Here is a 16,660-nt window from a genome sequence, read left to right as displayed (position 1 = left end):
CGCGGCCAGTGAGCGCAGCGAAGAAGCCGGCCATGGCGGCCTCGATCTCCCCGTGCGGCACCGGCGCGGCGGTGCGATCGCGCAGCGTACGCCGCGGCCGAGCCGGCGCTACAGCGTGCTGCGGCTGAGCCCGAGCTGGCGTGCGGTGCGGGCGAGGTTGCCGCCAGGGCGAGGCTGTGCAGAGCGGTCGTGCGCAGCGACATGTCCGCCGCCGTTGCGCTGCGCGCGCCGGTGAAGGCACCGTCCTCGTCGCCGAACAGTGCGGCCTCGATCAGGCCTTCCGGCAGCGCCGCGCAGTCGACCGCGACGAACGGCTTGGCGGCGCGCGCGGCCGCCGCTTCGCCGGCCAGCGATTACTGATTTGGATCAAGGCAGCCCGTCGCCGGACGCGCGATGCTGGCGTCACCGTTGCTACAGGAGCGTTTCGATGGACAAGACAATGAAGGCCGCCGTGGTCCGCGCATTCGGCCAGCCGTTGACGATCGAGGAAGTGGAGGTGCCGCGGCCGCAGGCCGGCGACATCCTGGTCAAGATCGAGGCCTGCGGCGTGTGCCATACCGACCTGCACGCGGCCGAGGGCGACTGGCCGGTCAAGCCGAACCCGCCATTCATCCCCGGCCACGAGGGCGTGGGCCACGTGGTCGCGGTCGGCGCCGGCGTGGGCCACGTCAAGGAAGGCGACCGGGTCGGCATCCCGTGGCTGTACTCGGCCTGCGGGCATTGCGAACACTGCCTGGGCGGCTGGGAGACGCTGTGCGAGGCGCAGCAGAACTCCGGCTACTCGGTCAACGGCGGTTTCGCCGAATACGCGCTGGCCAACGCCGATTACGTCGGCCACCTGCCGGACAACATCGGTTTCGTCGAGGTCGCGCCGATCCTGTGCGCCGGCGTCACCGTGTACAAGGGCCTGAAGGTCACCGACACCAAGCCCGGCAACTGGGTGGTGATCTCCGGTATCGGCGGGCTCGGCCACATGGCGGTGCAGTACGCCAAGGCGATGGGCCTGAACGTGGCCGCGGTGGATGTGGACGATGCCAAGCTGGCGCTGGCCCGGCGCCTGGGCGCCACGGTGACGGTCAACGCGCTGACCACCGATCCGGTGGCCTACCTGAAGAAGGAGATCGGCGGCGCGCACGGCGCGCTGGTCACCGCGGTGTCGCCGAAGGCGTTCGAGCAGGCGATCGGCATGGTCCGCCGCGGCGGCACGGTGTCGCTGAACGGGCTGCCGCCGGGCCAGTTCCCGCTGGACATCTTCGGCATGGTGCTCAACGGGGTGACCGTGCGCGGCTCCATCGTCGGCACCCGCCTGGACCTGCAGGAATCGCTGGACTTCGCCGAGCAGGGCAAGGTCGCCGCGACCGTGGCCACCGACACGCTGGAGAACATCAACGAGGTGTTCGCGCGCATGCGCGCCGGCCAGATCGAAGGCCGCATCGTGCTGGACATGGCGGCCTGATGCGCCGCGCCGCGCCCGCTGCCGGCGTCCCGCTGCAGGTGCTGGCGAGGCTGCCGGCGCTGCAGCGGATCGACACGCGGCGCGCGCGGCATGGGCCGTTGCTGTTCCATCAGTCCGGCGGCTGTTGCGACGGGTCCTCGCCGATGCGCTATCCGCAGGCCGTCTAGATCGAGGGTGCGCTGGCGCATGCGATCCGGATGAAGCCGCTGCCACGGCCTGCCGACAACGAAGCAAGCGATCCACCGGCTGCCCGGCAGCGGCCGCCTCAGAACGTCCCGCGCTGCACGAACGGCACCTGCTGGTAGAGGCGCCGTTCGCCGCCGCGCGGGTCGTGCGCCAGGCGGCTGTCGGCGTCGAACAGCATGGTCTCGCGCCGCGCCAGCGAATACGGTTGCCAGCGCGGCAGCCCGGCGTGGTTGGGATCGCCATGGCGGGCGAAGGCGAGCAGCGCCTGGCTCATCGCATCGGCCACGCGCTGCGCGTCGGCGCCCTCGCCGGTGCGCGAACCCGGTTGGCGGATGTTGTCGAACACCAACGGGATGTCCAGGGTGTGGAACGCGCCGAATTTGCCGCCGTCCAGCGGCGACCCCCAATCGAGTTGATAGGTCCAGGTCGGCGCGCCCTGCCGCGCACGCGCCTCGGCCGCCTCGATCGCGCCGCGCCACGAGCGCCCGGCGGTGGTCGCGGCGAAGAACACCTCGCTCGGCGTGTAGTGCGGATACAGCCGCCGGTATTCGGCGATCACCATCTGCGGCGGCAGGTCCACGTACTGTTCCTGCTCCAGCTTGCCCGGCAGCGTGTCCCAGGTCAGGGCGAAGTTGGCCGGATCGTTGCCGAGGAAGGCGCGGGTCTCGTCGTGGGTGTTGCCGATCACCATCGGGATCCGCGCCGATTGCGGCGGCGCATCCGGCCAGAACGGATGCCGGTGCAGCACCTGCGCGTCCAGCACTGGTCCCAGGTACAGGGACGTGTTCTCCACCCGCGACGGATCGCGCGTGCGCGTGGCTTCGAGCAGGCGTTGCAGCGGCAGCGTGCGCAGCGCCGCCAGTTGCGTCGCATCCAGCTGCAGCGCCTGCAGCAGCAGCTGCGCGCGCTGCGTGGCCGCGCGCGGCCCGGTGGCGGTGACCTGCTGGCCGCTCATGGTCCAGGCGCGGTGGAACAGCCCCTGCGCGGCCGGCATCGCCATCAGCGTGGCGATCTTGGCGCCGCCGCCGGACTGGCCGAACACGGTGACGTTGCCGGCGTCGCCGCCGAACTCGGCCGCGTGTGCGCGCACCCACTGCAGCGCCTGCACCAGGTCGAGCTGGCCGACGTTGCTGGACGTGGCGAACTCGGCGCCGCCGAGCTGCGCCAGGTACAGGTAGCCGAAGGCGTTGAGGCGGTGGTTGACGCTGATCGCCACCACGTCGCCGCGCCGGCACAGGCGCGCGCCGTCGTACAGCGGATCGCTGCCGGAGCCGTTGTTGTAGGCGCCGCCGTGGATGTAGAACAGGATCGGGCGCTTTGCGCCGTCGCGCAGGGCGGGCGTCCACACGTTGAGGAACAGGCAGTCCTCGCTGACCGGGTCGAGCTTGAGCTGCGGCGCGGAAGAGGCGTAGCCGCTGCAATCGCGCACGCCGCGCCAGGGCTGCTCCTGCAGCGCCGGCTGGAAACGGCGCTGTGCGGTGTCGGCGCCATAGGGAATGCCCTTGAACACCTGCACGCCCTGCTCGCGGTAGCCGCGGATGCGGCCGCTGCGGGTCCGCGCCAGCGGTGCTTGCAAGTCGGCGGGCGCGGGCGCGGCGGCGGCGCTGCCGCCAGGCAAGGCGCCGCTCAATGCCAGTGCGCCGAGCGCGCTGCCGTGCAGGAAGCGGCGCCGGCCGTGGTCGTCGGGTGCGGTGGCGGCAAGGTCGGCAGGTGGGATGGCGGCGGGCGTGGTCATGCGTGGCGGCGTCCGTGGGCAAGCGCCGCCGGCCACGGGCAAGGGCCCGGGCCCGGGCCGGCAGCGGAAAGGGTCGGCTGGGTGCAGTTCGGCATGCCTGTGGCGAGCGCCGCGCAGGGCGGCCCGATGCGGGCGGCGTTCGGGCGCTCGGTCATGGCGGTGTGCATGGCATCGCGGCGACGCCCGCTACTGCTTCGGCGCGGCAGGCGGAATCGGCGCCAGCGCGGCCGCATCGCCCTGCACGCTGCGCATCCATTCCAGCGCCAGCGCCGGCCATGCCGCCAGCGGCAGGCCGGCGATGCCGCGGGTGCCGAAGCCATGGCCGCCGTGCGCGAACAGGTGCAGTTCCGCCGGCACCCCGGCCTGGCGCAGCGCCTGGTAGAACAGCAAGCTGTTCTCCACCGGCACCACCCGGTCGTCCTGCGCGTGCACCAGGAAGGTCGGCGGCATCGCCGGGATCACGCGATTCTGCAGCGAATAGGCGCTCATCGTGGCGGCATCGGGGTGGCGACCGAGCAGCCGCAGGCGCGAACCGGTATGCGCCGCGGTGCCGCTACCCATGTCGATGACCGGGTATAGCAGCAGCAGGAAGTCCGGCCGCGCGCTGAGCCGGTCGATCGCATCGCGCGCCGGGTAGATGCGCTCGTCGTAGCGGGTGCCGAGGCTGGCGGCGACATGGCCGCCAGCGGAGAAGCCGATCGCGCCGACCCGCTGCGGGTCCACGCCATAGTCGGCGGCGCGCGCGCGGATCAGGCGCAGCGCGCGCTGCGCATCGGCCAGCGGCAGGTCGCGCTGCGCCGCCGCGTTGGCGCCCGCCGCTTCCGCATCGGGCAGCCGATAACGCAGCACGAACAGGGTGATGCCTGCCTGTTCGGCGAAGATCGGCAGCAAGGCCGTGCCTTCCTTGTCCAGTACGATGCGCGCATAGCCGCCGCCGGGCGCGACCAGCAGGGCGCTGCCGTTCGGCGTCTGCGGCCGGTACACCACCAGGTAGGGCTGGTAGCGGCCGCTGATGGCACGGTCGGGCAGCGCCGGGTCGTCGCTGCGCTCGACGATGCGCGCCTGGTCGGGGCCGGGCACGGAGCCTGGCGCCGGATCCGGCCACAGCGGGATGCGCGCCGCTTGCTCGGCCGCGGTCTCGTTGCCTGGATGTTCGGCCGCGACCGCGGGGCCGCCGAGCGCCAGTGCCAGCAAGACGCTCAGCGCGCCATGCCGGCGATTGCGCCACGCCAGCGCCAGCCCACCGGCCGCGTGCCGCAGGAGCGTGCGCGAGGCCCGGCCCTGCCGGCCGTCGTCGTCGACGCAGCCGTCGGCCGCATCCGCATGCGCCACGCCGGCGCGTCCCGTTGTCGTCGTGTTCCGCATCCGTCGCCCTCCCAGGTCAAGGATGTGCAGCTAATCCGCTCGCATGGCGCCGCGCAAGCGACGGGTCTTGCAGAAGGGATTCGGTCGCAGCGCTGCAGCGAATCCCCACTCCCAAATCCCCAATCCCGGCTTTTTGCCGCACCGCACATTGCCAATGACACCGGTTTACCATATACAACTGCGCAACGCGCTGTCGATGCCCGGCGCAGCACTTCTTTCCGATCCCCACATTCTTGCGGAGATGCCCTTGAGCACTCATTCCGGCCCGTCGGACACGCCACCGCCCGCGCTGGCCGCCATCGCGGCCCGCTTCGTGCAGGCCCGCCAGCAGGGCCGCTCGCTGCCCGATTTCCCCGGCACCATTCCCGACGACCTGGAAACCGCCTACCGCGTGCAGGACCTGGCGATCGCGCAGTGGCCGGACCAGGTGGTCGGCTGGAAGGTCGGCTACATCGCCGCCGAGCGCCGCGACCACTCCGGCGACGAGCGCCTGCTCGGCCCGATCTTCGCCGCGGCGCTATGGAATGCTACCGGTGGAACAACCGACATCCCGGTGTTCGCCGGCGGCTTCGGTGCGGTCGAGGCCGAGTACGTGCTGCGGCTGGATGCGGACGTGCCGGCCGACCAGTTGCACTGGACCGCGGAGCAGGCCGCGCAGGTGCCGTCCACGCTGTTCATCGGCGTGGAAGTGGCCAGCAGCCCGCTGGCCACGATCAACCAGCTCGGACCGCGCGTGGTGATCTCCGACTTCGGCAACAACAACGGCCTGCTCCTGGGGCCGCAGGTCGCCGACTGGGCCACGCTGGACGAATCCGCGCTACTGGCGGAAACCTTGATCGAGGGCCAACGCGTCGGCAGCGGCGGTGCCACCCTGTTGCCGGGCGGGCTGCGCACCGCGTTCGCGTTCGCGCTGGCACGCTCGGCGCGGCGCGGCCGGCCGCTCAAGCGCGGCGAGCTGATCGCCACCGGCAATGCCACCGGCATCCACGACATCGCCATCGGCCAGCACGCGACGATCCGTTTCGACGGCTATGGCGAACTTCATTGCAGGGCGGTCGCGGCCTGAGCCGCGACATGCCGACGACGCGCGGGAGGGCGCAGCATGATCACTCGTAGAGGTTTCCTCGGTGCCGGACTGGCCGCGGCCGCGGCCGCCCCGCTGGGCACGCTGGCCCAGGCCGGCCGCGGCAGCCAGCTGCTCACCGCCAGCGACGTGCACGTGGCCGACTATCCCACCGTGGAGGCGGTGCGCTGGTTCGGGCAGACCCTGGAACGGCAGACCGGCGGGCGGCTGAAGCTGCGCCAGTACCACTCCGGCCAGCTCGGCCGCGAAGCCGAGGCGATCGACATGGCCCGCTTCGGCGCCATCGACATCACCCGGGTCTATTCCGGTGCGCTCAACAACGCCTTCCCGCTGACCCAGGCGCTGTGCCTGCCGTACGTGTTCGACTCGGTGCCGCACCTGCGCCGCGCGATCGACGGCCATGTCGGCCACAGCATCCTGGCCAGCTTCGAGCAGCGCGGCCTGGTCGGCCTGGCCATCTACGACTGCGGCGCGCGCTGCTTCTACAACACCAAGCACCCGCTGCAGCGGCCCGAAGACCTGCATGGTCTCAAGTTGCGCGTGGCCTCGTCGGACATCTTCCTCAAGCTGATGCGCATGCTCGGCGCCAATCCGACGCCGATGTCGCTGGGCGAGACCTTCTCGGCGATGGAGACGCACATGATCGACGGCGCCGAGAACAACATGCGCAGTTTCCAGTCCAGCCGCCATTTCGAGGCCGCGCGCTACTGGTCGCGGAGCGAGCATTCCTACGCGCCGGACGTGCTGGTGATGTCGCGGCGCAGCTTCCAGGTGCTGTCGCCCGGCGACCGCGCGCTGGTGGTGGAGACCGCGCGGCAATCGGTGGCGGTGATGCGCACGCTGTGGGACGCGTCCGAGGCGCAGGCGCGCCAGGAAGTGCTCGACTACGGCGTGGAGGTCAACGAGGTCGACATGCCTGCCTTCCGCAAGGCCGCCACGCCGCTGCTGGCCGACTACCGGCAGCAGCCGGAGATCGAAACCCTGTACCGCCGCATCCGCGATTTCGCCTGAGGCCATGCCGATGACCGACCCCGCCATTGCCGTCCCGGCGGTGCCGCTGCAGCGGCTGCTGGACCGGATCTCCAACCTCGCCATCGGCATCGCCGCCGCCGCCCTGCTCGGGCTGGTGGTGGTGCAGGGCTGGCAGGTGTTCACCCGCTACGTGCTCAACGATTCGCCGAGCTGGACCGAGCCGGTGACGCTGCTGCTGCTGAGCACCGCGATGAGCCTGGCCGCGGCCGCGGGCGTGCATACGCGGCGCCATTTCGGTTTCTTCCTGCTGGCCGAGAAGCTGCATGCGCACGTGCGCCGGGCGATCGACCTGATCCGTCCGCTGATGATCGCCGCCATCGGCGCGGTGATCGCCTGGTGGGGCGGGGTGCTGTTGCTGGACGGACTGGACATCAAGATGGCCGGCGCCACGCTGCCGCAGAGCATCAACTACCTGCCGCTGTCGATCGGCGGTGCGCTGATGAGCGTATTCGCGCTGTACCAGGCGTGGCAGGTGCTGCGTCCGGCCACCGCTGAAGGAGTGAACTGAGCCATGGCCATTGCAATCCTGCTCGGGCTGTTCGTGCTGTTGCTGTTGATCGGCGTGCCGGTGGCCTATGCGCTGGGCGCCGCGGCGCTGGCGACGCTGTTGTACCTGGATCTGCCGGCGGTGGTGCTGGTGCAGCAGATCTCCGCCGGCAGCGGCTCGGCCTCGCTGATCGCGATTCCGTTGTTCATCTTCGCCGGCGAGCTGATGCTGCGCGGCGGCATCTCCGATCGCCTGATCGCGCTGGCCTCGTCGCTGGTGGGGCGCATGCGCGGCGGCCTGGGCCAGGTCAGCGTGCTGTCCTCGCTGTTCTTCGGCGGCGTGTCCGGCTCGGCCATCGCCGATGTGTCGGCGGTCGGCGGCACGATGATTCCGCAGATGATCAACCGCGGCTACGACCGCGACTACGCGGTCAACGTGAGCATGACCGCGGCGCTGGTCGCGCTGCTGGTGCCGCCCTCGCACAACCTGATCCTGTTCTCGGCCGCGGCCGGCGGCGGGTTGTCGATCGCCGATCTGTTCGCGGCCGGCATCTTCCCGGCGCTGCTGATGACCGTGGCGATGATGATCACCGGTTACGCGGTGGCGCGCCATCGCGGCTACGGCACCGAGCCGTTCCCGGGCTGGCGCGCGGTGGCGCTGCGCCTGATCGGCGCGCTGCCCGGGCTGGGCCTGGTCGCGCTGATCTTCGTCGGCATCCGCGCCGGCATCTTCACCGCGGTGGAAAGCGCGGCGATCGCGGTGGTGTACGCGCTGCTGGTCACCGCGCTGCTGTACCGGCAATTGCGCTGGGCCGAGTTCTTCGCCGCGGTCACGCATGCCTCGCGCACCACCGGCGTGATCCTGTTCGTGATCGCCACTGCGGCGGTGTTCGGCTGGCTGCTGGCCTACCTGCAGGTGCCGGCGGCGGCGGTGAAGTTCCTGCAGTCGATCGCCGACGGCAGGAACACCGTGCTGCTGCTGATCGTGGTGATGCTGCTGCTGCTGGGCATGTTCATGGACCTGGCGCCGAAGATCCTGATCTGCACGCCGATCTTCCTGCCGGTGGTGAAGGCCTACGGCATCGACCCGATCCATTTCGGACTGGTGATGGTGCTGGCCGGCGGCATCGGCCTGATCACCCCGCCGATCGGCTCGGTGCTGTTCATCGGCACCTCGATCGGCCAGATCACCGTGGCCCAGAGCATGCGCACGATCTGGCCGTTCTGGCTGGCGGCGCTGTGCGTGCTGCTGATCGTGGCGTTCTTCCCGGAACTGTCGCTGTGGTTGCCGCGCGCGCTGCGCGCCTGATGCGCCGCGCCGCACGCAGCCGCTGCGGCGCGAACCAAGGAGTGCACAGCATGACCTCGCCTACCATCTCGTCCCATCTGCGCTGGCTGCTGCTGGCCGGCCTGCTCGCCGCCAGCACGCTGGCCGCGGCGGCCGACTGGAAGCGCGGCATCGAGCAGCAACGCATCGCCGACCAGGGCGACGGCAGCTTCCTCAATCCGGTGCTGGCCGGCGACCACCCCGATCCGTCGGTGCTCAAGGACGGCGACGACTACTACCTCACCCTGTCCTCGTTCGATGCCTACCCGGGCCTGCCGATCTGGCATTCGCGCGACCTGGTCAACTGGCAGCCGCTGGGCCACGCCATCAACGAGAACGTCGGCGCGATCTGGGCGCCGGACCTGGTCAAGCACGACGGGCGCTACTACATCTATTTCCCGGCGCGGCGTGGCGAGCAGGGCCAGCGCAGCAACTTCGTGGTCTGGGCCGACGCCATCACCGGCCCGTGGAGCGCGCCGATCGACATCGGCCTGGGCAAGTACATTGACCCCGGCCACGCGGTCGGCGAAGACGGCAAGCGCTACCTGTTCCTGAGCGGCGGCGACTACGTGCAGCTGTCCGACGACGGCTTGCAGGTGCTGGGCACGCCCAGGCACGTCTACGACGGCTGGAAATATCCGGAAAGCTGGGATGTGGAGGCGTATGCGCAGGAAGGGCCGAAGATCACCCGCCACAACGGCTGGTACTACATGACCACCGCGGTCGGCGGCACCGCCGGTCCGCCGACCGGGCACATGGTCATCACCGCGCGTTCGCGTTCGATCCACGGGCCGTGGCGCAACGCGCCGAACAACCCGATCACCCGCACTCAAAGCGCGGCCGAGCCGTGGTGGTCGCGCGGCCATGCGACCCTGGTCGAAGGCAGCGACGGGCGCTGGTGGATGCTCTACCACGGCTACGAGAACGGCTACTGGACGCTGGGCCGGCAGGCGTTGCTGGACCCGATCGAGTGGACCGCCGACGGCTGGTTCGTGGCCAAGGGCGGCGATCTCGGCACGCCGCTGAAAAAGCCCAGCGGGCAGGCGCTGGCGCATGGCCTGGCGCTGTCGGACGATTTCCGCGGCGGCCGGCTCGGCCCGCAGTGGGCGTTCTTCAACCCGGGCCGCGACGAGGCGCGGCGGCTGTCCTTCGGCGACGGCACGCTCAGCGTGCAGGGCAAGGGCCGCGCGCCGCGCGACAGCTCGCCGCTGACCGTGATCGCCCCCGACCCCGCCTACCAATTCGAAGTGGAAATGGAGATCGAGCCTGGCGCGCAGGGCGGCGCGCTGCTGTTCTACAGCGAGCGCCTGTACGCCGGGGTGGGCAGCAACGGCGAGGCCTTGGTCATGCACCGCTACGGCGAGGAGCGCCCGGCGCAGCTGGCGCCCAGCGCCAAGGGCGGGCGGCTGTGGTTGCGGGTGCGCAACGACCGCCATATCGTCACCCTCCACAGCAGCCGCGACGGCAGCACCTGGACCAAGTACCCGGTGCAGATGGAAGTGTCCGGCTACCACCACAACGTCGCCGGCAAGTTCCTTGCATTGAAACCGGCGCTGTACGCGGCCGGCGATGGAAAGGTGCATTTCCGCCAATTCCGCTACCGCGCGCTGGAGTGAACATGACTACCGGTAGAATCCTTACCCTTCCGTCCGGTTTTCCGTCCATGGCGCCGAGCAAACCCCCTTCCGCCGATGTCCACGCCTCCGTCCACGGCAAGGCGGCGACGATCAACGACATCGCGCGCCTGTCCGGGGTGTCGAAGAAGACGGTGTCGCGGATCATCAACAACTCGCCGCTGGTGCGCAAAGACACGCGCGAAAAGGTCGAAGCGCTGATGCGCGAAGTCGGCTACGCGCCGGATCCGCTGGCGCGCGGACTGGCGTTCCGGCGTTCGTTCCTGATCGGCATGGTCTACGACAACCCGACCGCGCAGTACATCGTGGACATGCAGTACGGCGCGCTGGACGCGCTGCGCGGCTCCAGCTTCGAGCTGGTGGTGCACCCCTGCGACAGCCGCAGCCCCGGCTACATCGAGGGCGTGCGCCGCTTCGTGCAGCAGCAAAAATTGCACGGGGTGATCCTGGTGCCGCGCGCCTCCGAAGACCAGGCGCTGGCGGACATGCTCGCCGGCATCGGCGTGCGCTACACCCGCATCGCCTCGCTGCCGCTGGACGCCACCTCGCAGATGGTGGTCACCCACGACCGCGACGGCGCCGCCGAGGCCGCCGACTACCTGCTGTCGCTGGGCCACCGCGAGATCGCGCTGATCACCGGTCCCAGCGCCTACCGCTCCGCGCACGAGCGCACCGCCGGCTTCATCGACGCGCTGACCCGGCGCGGCATCGAGCTGCCGCCGCAGCGCATCGTCGAGGCCGGCTACACCTTCGAATCCGGCGTCGCCGCGGCCGAGAAACTGCTGCTCGGCAAGCAGCGCCCGAGCGCGATCTTCACCGGCAACGACGAGATGGCCGCCGGCGTGTACAAGGTCGCGCTGCGCGCCGGCATCAACCTCCCACGCCAGCTGTCGATCATCGGCTACGACGACAGCCCGCTGGCCTCGCGCCTGTGGCCGTCGCTGACCTCGGTGCGCCGCCACACCCGCGACACCGGCCGCACCGCCGCGGCGATGCTGATCCAGCCCGAAGGCACCCCGGCGCTGGCGATCGCCAGCGTGCGCCCGCACCTGATCGTGCGCGATTCGTGCCAGCCGCCGGAAGACTGATCCGCGGCGGATGTAAGGCGCCCGGGCCTGCGGGCCGGCCGCCGGTTGCCATTGGCGGATCGTGCAATGGCCCGCTTTACGCGCGCCGGCGGCCGGCTTCGCAAACGCGTGCATGATGTTCGCGCTGCGGCGGCAGCCGGGAAGACGGCGGCCGACAATGGCCATCGACAGTGGCCGCACGGACCAGGCAAACGCCGTTACCGACCGCATCCGGACGTCCCCTTGGCGGGCACAGATGCACCCGAGCACCGATCGCTGAAATCCGGCGTCGCGACTTTATGCGCGAAAGCGCAGCGAATGTTCGAATTGGAGTTCCGCATGTTCCCCAAACTCAGTGGCGGTTCGCCGTCCGCCGCCCCGACCACAGCGCCTGCACCCTCGCGGCAGGCATCCACGCAGCGCGGCGATGTCGATGCGCGGCCCGTCGATGCCGCCACTGCGAGCCTGCCTGATGGATTGCGCCGGCCCCGCCCGAGCCGGTCCAGCCCCGCGTCGGCCGCGGCCGCGCCCAACGCGGCGCTATGCAGCAACGACCTTGCTCTTGCCGCGTATTTGCTGGCGCGCGACATCGATGGGCGCCGCGTTTCCCCATCGGAGGTGGGCCGCCTGCGCAAGGCGAACGACAGCATCGGCAACACACGGCAGCTGCTCCAGTTCGGGCGCGGGAATGTCGACACCGATCTGCGCGAAACCGACAACAAAAGCGGCTGGCGGACGAAAGCCGCGCGCCAGTTCAAGGACGAGCTGTACGCGCGCGGCGGCGGGCGGGTGGTTGATTACCCCGAGCAAATGACCCATGCGGCTGCGGCCGCCGTCGTATTTGGTGCGGGCAATTGCGGTGAATATGCGAGCACCACAAGCGTCTACCACAGCAGCCAGCTGGATGCCCGGGAAACGGTGCATCGCGTCGCCGGCAGCAACCATGCCTGGGCAGAGGCGCGCGTGCCGGCCGACGATGGCATCGGCGCAAGCACCATCGTGATGGACGGGTGGGCCAAGGGCCCCGCCGTATTGGCGCCCGATTCGCGGTTCGCAGCCAGGCGCGAGCAGTTGCGGAGCATGGTGCAACTCGATGCGGCCCGTGGACGCGATGCCCGCATCGCGACCAACGACCTTATCCTGGAGATGCGGGCCAAGGGGCCGGCCGAAGTGGAACGGCGGATTCACCAGGGCGTGACCCTCAGCGCACGCTTTACCGCGGTCATCGATTCGCTCCTGCCGTCCGGCATCGGCGATTGGTCCGAACAGCATGTGCTCAACGATGCCTTTGCCGGTCGCGTCCGCGCACACCTCGACGCATGGCCGGTCGACAGTGCCGACCTGCTCGCGCGGGCGGAACGGATCGCCGGGGAGTTCGGTGTCGCCGGCGCCACGGGCAAGGTCCAGGCGCAGCAGATCATCGCCGCGACCCGTGCGCTGGCGGCGCTGCGCTGAGCACCGTGCCGCCTTCGGATGCGCCGCGATGGCAAGCAAGCTGCGGCGACAGGCGGCCCGGCCCGGCAGCCCCAGGCCGCTGCATCCGGCGCTTCGTGCACTGCGCAATGACACCGGTTAACCATCGCGGCTAGAATGACCCGGTGCGGTTCGCCGCGTGCCGCCTTGCCCACCGGAGATGCCATGTCCCTGCACAGCAAGACCCAGTCCCTGCACAGCAAGACCCACGGCGCCACCCATCCCGCCGCGATCAAGCGCGCCAGCAACGGCCAGCTGCGCGAGCCGTACCTGTTCGATGGCCTGTTCGTGGACGATGCGGTCACGCTGAAGTACACCCATGACGAGCGCTTCGCGCTCGGCGCCGCCGCGCCGGTGGGCACCGTGATCCGCAACGACGAGGCGGTGGTGTCGCCGCCGTGGTCGATCCACATGGGCGCCAGCGACCACGCCTTCATCTGGGCGATGGGCGGCGAGAACCTGGACTACGCCGACATGCACCTGCTGGACATCTGCCAGCTCAAGTAAACCGCCGCGCGCTACCTGCGCCGCCGCCCTCCGCCGTATCCGCATCACCCTAGGGAGCATCCGTAATGACGAACCCGTTCAGTCTCGAAGGCAAGGTCGCCCTGGTCACCGGCGCCAACACCGGCCTTGGCCAGGGCATCGCCCTGGCGCTGGCGCAGGCCGGTGCCGACATCGCCGCCGCCGGCATCCGGGCGCCCACCGAGACCGCGGAAAAGGTCAAGGCGCTGGGCCGCCGCTTCGTCGCCATCGGAGCCAACCTGATCAGCATCGAGCCGGTGCAGCGCGTGCTCGACGAGACCCTGGCCGGGCTCGGCCGCCTCGACATCCTGGTCAACAACGCCGGGCTGATCCGCCGCGCCGACGCGGTGGATTTCAGCGAGCAGGACTGGGACGACGTGATGAACGTCAACATCAAGTCCGCGTTCTTCATGTCGCAGGCGGCCGGCCGCCACTTCATCGCCCAGGGCAGCGGCAAGATCATCAACATCGCCTCGATGCTGTCGTTCCAGGGTGGCATCCGCGTGCCCTCGTACACCGCCAGCAAGTCCGGCATCGCCGGCATCACCCGCCTGCTGGCCAACGAGTGGGGCGCCAAGGGCCTGAACATCAACGCCATCGCGCCCGGCTACATGGCCACCGACAACACCGCGCAGCTGCGTGCCGACGCGGCGCGCAACCAGTCGATCCTGGAGCGCATCCCGGCCGGGCGCTGGGGCGTGCCGGAAGACCTGGGCGGCACCGCGGTGTTCCTGGCCAGCAGCGCCTCGGACTACGTCAACGGCACCATCATCCCGGTCGACGGCGGCTGGCTGGCACGCTGAGCCAAGCAAGCGCACCGCCCGCAGCCCACGCTTCCCTTCTCCCCTCGGGAGAAGGTGCCCGCAGGGCGGATGAGGGTCGGCACCACACGCACACCAAACCAGATGCAGATGAGGGTCGGCACCGCACGCACCGCATCGATTCCATCCGCAACACCATTCCCCCCGCAATCGGAGACACCCATGAAAATCGCACTAATGAACGAATTCAGCCAGGCCGGCAAGAACCCGGCGATCCTGCAGCAGCTCAACGACGTGGCCGGCGAGCAGGGCCACAGCGTGTTCAACGTCGGCATGGACGGCGACAACGACCATCGCCTGACCTACATCCACCTGGGCATCGTCGCCAGCCTGCTGCTGAACGCCAAGGCGGTGGATTTCGTCGTCGCCGGCTGCGGCACCGGCCAGGGCGCGATGATGTCGCTCAATGCGCATCCGGGCGTGTTCTGCGGCTACTGCATCGAGCCGACCGACGCCTACCTGTTCGCCCAGGTCAACAACGGCAACGCGCTGGCGCTGGCCTTCGCCAAGGGCTACGGCTGGGGCGCGGAGATCAACCTGCGCTACATCTTCGAGAAGGCCTTCAGCGGCGAGCGCGGCATGGGCTATCCGGCCGAGCGCCGCGAATCGCAGCAGGCCAACGCCGGCATCCTGGCCCAGGTCAAGCAGGCCACCGCCAAATCCTACCTGGACGGCCTGCGCGCGCTGGATCCGGAGCTGGTCACGCAGGCGCTCGGCGGCGAGCGCTTCCAGCAGTGCTTCTTCGACAACGCGCAGGATGCGGAAATCCGCCGCTTCGTCGCCGGCGTGCTGGGCAGGCCGGAAGCCGCAGCGGCCTGAGCGCATGACGCCCCTCTCCCGCGGGAGAGGGGTTGGGGTGAGGGCCGACGGATCGACCAACGCGCACCGCGCTTCCCTATCGTCTTGGCCTGCTCCCTGTGGACAGCGGCAGGGGCCAAGCGCAGACACCGCGCAGCGGCGTCCACCATGCGTCTGCTCTTGTCCGCATTGCTGTTGCGCTACGCCGCCACCGCCACCGCCACCGCCTGCGCCGAACCGCAGCGCGTGGTCGTCGCCGGCGATTCCACCGCGGCCGAATACGGCCCCGAGCGCGCGCCGCGGGCCGGCTGGGGCCAGGCCGGCGCTGCGCCGTTTCGTCGCGCCATTCGCCGCCTCGATCGCCGGCCGGCCCGCTTCGTCGCAGCGCGGTGGCGCGGCGGCGCTGCCGCCCCCTAACATCGGGTCCGGCGTCACCACCTGCGTGGCGGAAGGATCCGGAAGATGGGCACGGCGAGAAGGGGAACGGCAGCGGTCGCGATGGTGCTTGGGCTGCTGTGCGGCCGGGCCGCAGCCGGCGGGCAGGCGCCGGCGCCGATGGCCGCAGCGGAACTGGACCGGGCCATCGAGCAGCGGATGCGCGAGGGCGGCATGGTCGGCGTCGGCGCGGCGATCATTGTCGACAAGCGACTGGTATGGACCAAGGGCTACGGCTTCGCCGATCGCGAGCGCGCGATCGCGTTCACGCCGGACACGGTGATGAACATCGGCTCGATCAGCAAGACTTTCACCGGCGTGGCGCTGATGCGCGCGGTGCAGGAGGGCCAGCTGTCGCTGGATACGGACATCAATACCTACCTGCCGTTCAAGGTGAGCAACCCCGCGTTCCCGGATGTGCCGATCACGCTCCGGCAGCTGGCCACGCACACCTCCTCGATCACGGACCGCTGGTCGGTGTACGCACAGACCTATCACTACGGCGGCGATGCGCCGCAACCGCTGGCGAGCTTCCTGGCGGATTATTTCGGTGCCGGTGGCAAATACCAGGCAGCGGAGAACTTCCTGCCGAGCAAGCCGGGCAGCCATCGCGAATATTCCAACATCGCTGCGGCGCTGGCCGGTTACATCGTCGAGCGTGCGGTCGGCGAGCGACTCGACGCCTACACCCAGCGCCGGATCTTCGCGCCGCTGCGCATGCGCAGCACCGCGTGGTTCCTGTCCCAGGTGCCGCCGCAGCGCCACGCGCAGCTGTATGTGGCGCAGAACGGGCTGTCGATTCCGATCCCGCTGTACGGCGGCACCACCTATCCCGACGGCGGCGTGCGCACCTCGGTGGCGGATCTGTCGCGGTTCTTCCTGGCCCTGCTCAACGACGGCGCCTACGAGGGTGGGCGGATCCTGCAGCGGCGTTCGGTCGAGGAAATGCTGCGCTTCCAGTACAGCCCGGCGAACAAGCCGGACAACGTGGAACTGGACCAGAAGAACTCCGGCATCTTCTGGGCGACGAAATTCAACGCGACCCGGATCGGCCACGGCGGATCCGATCCCGGAGTGAAGACCGAGATGCTGAGCGACCTGGACAAGCGGGTCGGCATCATCGTGTTCACCAACACCTCGCTGGACGAAGCGCAGATGTCCACGCAGACGGCGATCGTCGAGGCGCTATGGGCGCGTGCGCTGACATTGCGGGAGCAGCGCCGTTAGGCTCACGCC

The 16,660-nt window shown here is 70.0% G+C and carries 14 protein-coding genes and 3 pseudogenes; 14 read left to right on the top strand and 3 right to left on the bottom strand.

Features of this window, described 5'->3' with window-relative positions; translation table 11 throughout:
• Window positions 1-221: 221 nt before the first annotated feature.
• A pseudogene (locus FZ025_RS07845) lies at window positions 222-332 on the bottom strand (sigma 54-interacting transcriptional regulator); the annotation flags it as partial.
• Window positions 333-427: 95 nt separating this feature from the next.
• Between FZ025_RS07845 and adhP the strand changes: the two are divergent.
• Together adhP and FZ025_RS07835 are read left to right on the top strand one after the other, a co-directional pair.
• Window positions 428-1,456 carry an alcohol dehydrogenase AdhP gene (adhP, locus tag FZ025_RS07840; protein ID WP_046978224.1) on the top strand — a complete coding sequence of 343 codons (1,029 nt, stop codon included), beginning with the start codon at window positions 428-430 and terminating at the stop codon, window positions 1,454-1,456.
• Window positions 1,456-1,611: pseudogene (locus tag FZ025_RS07835) on the top strand (DUF779 domain-containing protein); the annotation flags it as partial. The gene adhP and the pseudogene FZ025_RS07835, both read left to right, overlap by 1 nt.
• Before the next feature lie 110 nt (window positions 1,612-1,721).
• On the opposite strand, the gene FZ025_RS07830 reads toward FZ025_RS07835, so the two are convergent.
• A complete protein-coding gene (locus tag FZ025_RS07830) occupies window positions 1,722-3,377 on the bottom strand; it encodes a carboxylesterase/lipase family protein (RefSeq protein WP_046978225.1) in 1,656 nt (551 codons plus the stop codon).
• Window positions 3,378-3,563: 186 nt separating this feature from the next.
• The gene (locus FZ025_RS07825; protein ID WP_104558403.1) at window positions 3,564-4,742 is read right to left on the bottom strand and encodes an alpha/beta hydrolase; all 1,179 of its coding nucleotides are present in this window, start codon (window positions 4,740-4,742) and stop codon (window positions 3,564-3,566) included.
• A 241-nt stretch (window positions 4,743-4,983) separates the two neighbouring features.
• Here FZ025_RS07825 and FZ025_RS07820 point away from each other — a divergent pair, with 241 nt between their 5' ends.
• From FZ025_RS07820 to FZ025_RS07765, 12 genes and pseudogenes are all read left to right on the top strand, one after another.
• Window positions 4,984-5,808 carry a 2-keto-4-pentenoate hydratase gene (locus FZ025_RS07820; RefSeq protein WP_046979169.1) on the top strand — a complete coding sequence of 275 codons (825 nt, stop codon included), beginning with the start codon at window positions 4,984-4,986 and terminating at the stop codon, window positions 5,806-5,808.
• Window positions 5,809-5,844: 36 nt separating this feature from the next.
• Window positions 5,845-6,837: a TRAP transporter substrate-binding protein gene (locus tag FZ025_RS07815; RefSeq protein WP_046979170.1), complete on the top strand. Its 993-nt coding sequence runs from the start codon at window positions 5,845-5,847 to the stop codon at window positions 6,835-6,837.
• Window positions 6,838-6,847: 10 nt separating this feature from the next.
• A complete protein-coding gene (locus FZ025_RS07810) occupies window positions 6,848-7,366 on the top strand; it encodes a TRAP transporter small permease (protein WP_046979171.1) in 519 nt (172 codons plus the stop codon).
• A 3-nt stretch (window positions 7,367-7,369) separates the two neighbouring features.
• Window positions 7,370-8,653, top strand: a complete 1,284-nt coding sequence (locus FZ025_RS07805) for a TRAP transporter large permease (RefSeq protein ID WP_046979172.1) — start codon at window positions 7,370-7,372, stop codon at window positions 8,651-8,653.
• Window positions 8,654-8,703: 50 nt separating this feature from the next.
• Window positions 8,704-10,287, top strand: a complete 1,584-nt coding sequence (locus FZ025_RS07800; protein WP_046979187.1) for a family 43 glycosylhydrolase — start codon at window positions 8,704-8,706, stop codon at window positions 10,285-10,287.
• 47 nt (window positions 10,288-10,334) lie between these two features.
• On the top strand, window positions 10,335-11,393 hold the full coding sequence (locus FZ025_RS07795) for a LacI family DNA-binding transcriptional regulator (protein WP_046979173.1): 1,059 nt from the start codon (window positions 10,335-10,337) through the stop codon (window positions 11,391-11,393).
• Between the two features lie 318 nt (window positions 11,394-11,711).
• Window positions 11,712-12,827 carry a hypothetical protein gene (locus tag FZ025_RS07790; protein ID WP_046979188.1) on the top strand — a complete coding sequence of 372 codons (1,116 nt, stop codon included), beginning with the start codon at window positions 11,712-11,714 and terminating at the stop codon, window positions 12,825-12,827.
• A 183-nt stretch (window positions 12,828-13,010) separates the two neighbouring features.
• Complete coding sequence (locus FZ025_RS07785; RefSeq protein WP_046979174.1) at window positions 13,011-13,352, top strand: hypothetical protein; 342 nt, start codon at window positions 13,011-13,013, stop codon at window positions 13,350-13,352.
• Window positions 13,353-13,417: 65 nt separating this feature from the next.
• Window positions 13,418-14,173: a 2-dehydro-3-deoxy-D-gluconate 5-dehydrogenase KduD gene (gene kduD, locus FZ025_RS07780; RefSeq protein WP_046979175.1), complete on the top strand. Its 756-nt coding sequence runs from the start codon at window positions 13,418-13,420 to the stop codon at window positions 14,171-14,173.
• Window positions 14,174-14,353: 180 nt separating this feature from the next.
• Entirely contained in the window at window positions 14,354-15,010 is a 657-nt protein-coding gene (locus FZ025_RS07775) for an RpiB/LacA/LacB family sugar-phosphate isomerase (protein WP_046979176.1), read from the top strand.
• A gap of 147 nt (window positions 15,011-15,157) precedes the next feature.
• Window positions 15,158-15,307, top strand: a pseudogene (locus tag FZ025_RS07770) (rhamnogalacturonan acetylesterase); the annotation flags it as partial.
• Window positions 15,308-15,451: 144 nt separating this feature from the next.
• Entirely contained in the window at window positions 15,452-16,651 is a 1,200-nt protein-coding gene (locus FZ025_RS07765) for a serine hydrolase domain-containing protein (protein WP_244292481.1), read from the top strand.
• Window positions 16,652-16,660: the final 9 nt, after the last annotated feature.

Source organism: Xanthomonas hyacinthi (assembly GCF_009769165.1).
In the GTDB taxonomy this organism is placed as follows: domain Bacteria; phylum Pseudomonadota; class Gammaproteobacteria; order Xanthomonadales; family Xanthomonadaceae; genus Xanthomonas_A; species Xanthomonas_A hyacinthi.
The sequence above is the reverse complement of the archived record's forward strand: the minus strand, read 5'-3'. Positions and strand labels throughout refer to the sequence as shown.

Coding starts and splice junctions, on each gene's coding strand:
- adhP (WP_046978224.1), top strand. CDS start 428: ATGGACAAGACAATGAAGGCCGCCGTGGTCCGCGCATTCGGCCAGCCG.
- FZ025_RS07830 (WP_046978225.1), bottom strand. CDS start 3,377: ATGACCACGCCCGCCGCCATCCCACCTGCCGACCTTGCCGCCACCGCA.
- FZ025_RS07825 (WP_104558403.1), bottom strand. CDS start 4,742: ATGCGGAACACGACGACAACGGGACGCGCCGGCGTGGCGCATGCGGAT.
- FZ025_RS07820 (WP_046979169.1), top strand. CDS start 4,984: ATGCCCTTGAGCACTCATTCCGGCCCGTCGGACACGCCACCGCCCGCG.
- FZ025_RS07815 (WP_046979170.1), top strand. CDS start 5,845: ATGATCACTCGTAGAGGTTTCCTCGGTGCCGGACTGGCCGCGGCCGCG.
- FZ025_RS07810 (WP_046979171.1), top strand. CDS start 6,848: ATGACCGACCCCGCCATTGCCGTCCCGGCGGTGCCGCTGCAGCGGCTG.
- FZ025_RS07805 (WP_046979172.1), top strand. CDS start 7,370: ATGGCCATTGCAATCCTGCTCGGGCTGTTCGTGCTGTTGCTGTTGATC.
- FZ025_RS07800 (WP_046979187.1), top strand. CDS start 8,704: ATGACCTCGCCTACCATCTCGTCCCATCTGCGCTGGCTGCTGCTGGCC.
- FZ025_RS07795 (WP_046979173.1), top strand. CDS start 10,335: ATGGCGCCGAGCAAACCCCCTTCCGCCGATGTCCACGCCTCCGTCCAC.
- FZ025_RS07790 (WP_046979188.1), top strand. CDS start 11,712: ATGTTCCCCAAACTCAGTGGCGGTTCGCCGTCCGCCGCCCCGACCACA.
- FZ025_RS07785 (WP_046979174.1), top strand. CDS start 13,011: ATGTCCCTGCACAGCAAGACCCAGTCCCTGCACAGCAAGACCCACGGC.
- kduD (WP_046979175.1), top strand. CDS start 13,418: ATGACGAACCCGTTCAGTCTCGAAGGCAAGGTCGCCCTGGTCACCGGC.
- FZ025_RS07775 (WP_046979176.1), top strand. CDS start 14,354: ATGAAAATCGCACTAATGAACGAATTCAGCCAGGCCGGCAAGAACCCG.
- FZ025_RS07765 (WP_244292481.1), top strand. CDS start 15,452: ATGGGCACGGCGAGAAGGGGAACGGCAGCGGTCGCGATGGTGCTTGGG.